3 protein-coding genes are annotated in these 3,670 nt (G+C 63.3%); 2 read left to right on the top strand and 1 reads right to left on the bottom strand.

Going from position 1 to position 3,670, the window contains the following annotated elements; genetic code table 11:
* The coding region (locus tag WAN02_RS21000) for a spermidine synthase (RefSeq protein ID WP_422266146.1) at window positions 1-2,078 on the bottom strand (2,078 nt) is incomplete at its 3' end.
* Between the two features lie 73 nt (window positions 2,079-2,151).
* Between WAN02_RS21000 and WAN02_RS20995 the strand changes: the two genes are divergently transcribed.
* On the top strand, window positions 2,152-2,709 hold the full coding sequence (locus tag WAN02_RS20995) for a hypothetical protein (protein ID WP_422266145.1): 558 nt from the start codon (window positions 2,152-2,154) through the stop codon (window positions 2,707-2,709).
* Window positions 2,710-2,786: 77 nt separating this feature from the next.
* Window positions 2,787-3,670 (top strand): hotdog fold thioesterase (locus WAN02_RS20990; RefSeq protein WP_422266144.1); only part of this gene is annotated, 884 nt, incomplete at its 3' end.

Below are 3,670 nucleotides of genomic sequence, written 5' to 3'. Positions count from 1 at the left end.
GTATTGCCCCACACGGTGCCGTTTGGGAAGGCATCGAAAAACGTTGCGAGCTCGCTCTTTACGGTTGTGAAGTCGCTCTCGTACAGCGGAACCCATTGGGTGACAAGGCCGCCGGGCCTCAGACGCTGCTTGACCAGCTCGAAATATTGCTTCGAGTACAGCGACGACGTGCCTTTGACCCACGGATGAATCGGGTCTGACGTGACGATGTCGAATTTTTCCCTCGACGTCAGGATGACATGACGCGCGTCGTCATAGTGGATCGTCGTGCGGGGGTCGTTCTTGACGTCGTAATTTTCATTTCGGAAGTATCTATCTGCGGCGGGCGGCACCAACGGTTCGAGCTCGCAGATCGCAATTTTTCCGACCGTCGGTTGAAGCACAAAAGAACCTGCGGTGACGCCCGCGCCGAAGCCGACGACCAAAACGGATTTCGGGTCTGGATGAAACAGCCCGGGAAGGTTGCCGAGCATGCGCTGCAGGCGCATATCGGCGGTAGCGGTGGAAGCTTCGACTTTCCCGGCGATGTGGAAGTAGCGGCTGCCGTCGGGCGGTTCGGAGATCGCCAGCGAATAGTTGCGGCCTTCGCCGACATACAGCACTCGTCCGGGGTTCGTTTGCAGGATCATGCGTCGGCCGTACGCAACAGCGAGCCACGGGACTGGCGCGATGTTGGCGATCATCCAGACGACGGCCGCCACCGATACGACCGTCGCTGCGGCTCCGCGTTTCCCGAGCGATCGCGCAACCGGCGCGAAGACAATCAGGGCTGACAGAGTGGTCAGCGCGATGAGCAGGCGTTGACAATTCTGCGTGCCGATCCACGGAATCAGGATGATGCTGAAGGCGAGGGCTCCGAAAACTCCGCCAAAGGTGTTGACGGCGTACACCCTGCCGGCCAGGGTCCCGGAATCTTGACTGCGCTCCGCAGCAGCGGCCAACGCGAACGGAAAGCTCGCACCCCACAGGCAGGCGGCCGGAACGACCGCCCACATGCAGCGCATGATGTCGACCTGAAAATTGAAAACGGCGCTGCGGGCCAGCAGCGGATCGATGGGCCAGTTGGGCAGTGCATCGGCCAGTGTGTAGGCGGTCCACGCGATCGCCGCGGCAAGCAGAAGCTGGCAGAACCCGAGTGCGACGCGCGGGTTTTTCATCTGGCGAGCGAGATGCGATGCGACGCCGCTGCCAACGCCCAACCCTCCCAAAAACACCGCGAGGATGATCGAGAAGGTGTAGACGGTCGCGCCGAGCATGACCGAAAGAAGCCGCGTCCACACCACTTCCGCGCCGAGCGCGGTCAACCCGGACAGTCCGATGGCAACATACACGGAGCTCTGCGACGCGGGCGGTGGCGACGCTTCACGAGCGGGCGAATCGCCGCGGGGAGTCGGCTCGTAGTGGGTCCGCGTCGACAGGCGATAGCTGAGAACCGCCACGGCCACGTTGATCGCAACGGCGACGTAGGTGGCCGTCGGCATGTCGTAGACGCGCAACAGATAAAAACCTGCGAACAGGCATCCGCATACCGCGCCAACGATGTTGCCGCCATAGAAATAGCCGAGCCTGGAAACACCCTGTGGCGACGATTCGACGTAGCGGGCGATCGCGGGAAGGGACGCGCCCAGTAACAGAGTGGGTGGGAGTAAGCACACGCCCGCGACTACCGCACGCACGAGGATTCCGAGCAGACCGCTGCCGCCGATGGCGACATAGAGATGATCGAGTAGCGGCAGGGCCAGCAGCACGAGAAGGCCACAGATGCCGATGCCGCCTTCGATGATCGCGTAAACGCGGAGCGGATGGCTGTGCACGGAAACATAGCGGGGCAGGAGCAGGCTGCCAAGGCACATGCCGCCCATGTAAGTGCCGAGGAGGATGCCGAGGGATACCGCCGAAGATCCGACAACCAGTTGCAGAAGCTGAAGCCAGACGATCTCGTAGATCAACGCAGCGCATCCGCTACCGATGAACAGCACAAGTAGAAGCGGGATGTGGGCGCGGTCGGAATGCGCGGAATCCGGCGGCACGGGTTCGGCCGCGCGGGTGGCCGCGGATTCCAGCTCTTCTTTCGCCATAGGGGCCAGTGTTGCAAAACGGCCGACCGTAGGTTGACCGCGCCGGCGGCGCCGAGGCGGATACTCATCAGTCATGAGCGAGGACGGGGATCGCTTGCTGTCGGATGACCAAATCGCGGCGATGTCACCGGCGCAACGCAGGGACTTGATTCAGCGACTGGAGCGTCCACTCGACGAGGTGTTCTCACCGGCGGTCGCACGACGGATGCGGCACACTCGGTTGACCCTGATGGTGGGCGGCACCATCGCGTTGATCCCGTGGATGATCTACCTCGCCTTCAGTCTGCCCGGCAACTATGTCGCCCATAACTGGCCCGCGACATGGATCGGCTTCGACTGTGTGCTCGTGACGTCCATGATCGCTACGGCGGTGCTGGGCTGGCTGCGTCGAGAGGTGGTCATACTTCCGGGATTCACCACCGGAGTTCTGTTGATCTGCGACGCCTGGTTCGACATCATGACCGCCGGGCCGGGCCAAGTCTGGACGTCGGTGTCGACTGCGGCCCTCATCAACATCCCACTCGCGGTGATCATGATCACCGGAGCAATCCGGATCGTGCGGCTGACGGCGACGCGCCTGTGGTTTCTCGACCCCGCGACGCCGGCATGGCGCCTGCCGTTGCTGCCGTGACCCGCCGCGACCGACTTTCGCCGAAGCGCGGTAACCTCATTCTCACAGCGCATCGCCCTTGGGATTGAGGAGGCGGCATGGCCGCAGGCAACGAAGGCGAAGAGGCCGAACCGACGACCCGGGACGCCCGGTTCATCAAGACCGCGGTCGAGATCCTGCGCGAGACCGGGCGCACCGACTTCACCGTGCAAGAAGTGGTGGCCCGCTCCAAGACGTCGCTACGGGCCTTCTACCAACACTTCAGCAGCAAGGACGAATTGCTGATCGCACTGCTTGAACGGACGATGGCGCAGTCGACGCAGGTCTGGCGCGCCGAGACGACCGGGCTGGACAGCACCGCCGCGATCAAGCTGATCATCGACCGGATCAGCGCCGAACCCGAGTCGAGCACGCAGGACAGCCTGAACCGGGCGATGAATCTCTACAACCAACACCTCTCCGAAACCAGACCGCGGGACTACGCCCGGGTGCTCTCCCCGCTGCACGACCTGCTCCGTGATGTCGTCCAGCGCGGCATCACCGAAGGAGTCTTCCGGGCCAACCTCGATGTCGGACCCGCAGCGGCGATCGTCATGCAGACCATCTTGGGCGCCCTCCGATTGCATTGGCTGGGAGCCGAATTGACCGGATCGCCCATCGACGCGGCACACCTGTACGACTTCTGCATCCGCGCGCTGGGCAACGACGACGCGGTGCAAGTGGCGCCGCCGACACTCGGTGAGTTGTTCGACCAAATCGGGATGCGGCCAGGCACATACAACGGGGAGTTCGCGATGACGATCCCGGTGAGCCCGCAGGTGGTCAACACGTCCGGCGCCGTGCAGGGCGGTCTGATCGCCACACTCATCGACGTCGCGGGAGGACACTTCGGGTTGCAGCATCTGCAAGAGGGCACCACGATGACCACCGCCGACATGAACATCCGCTACCTGCGGCCGATCCGGCAGGGCATGGCATACGC

Source organism: Mycobacterium sp. (genome assembly GCF_049281135.1).
Taxonomy (GTDB): domain Bacteria; phylum Actinomycetota; class Actinomycetes; order Mycobacteriales; family Mycobacteriaceae; genus Mycobacterium.
The sequence above is the reverse complement of the archived record's forward strand: the minus strand, read 5'-3'. Positions and strand labels throughout refer to the sequence as shown.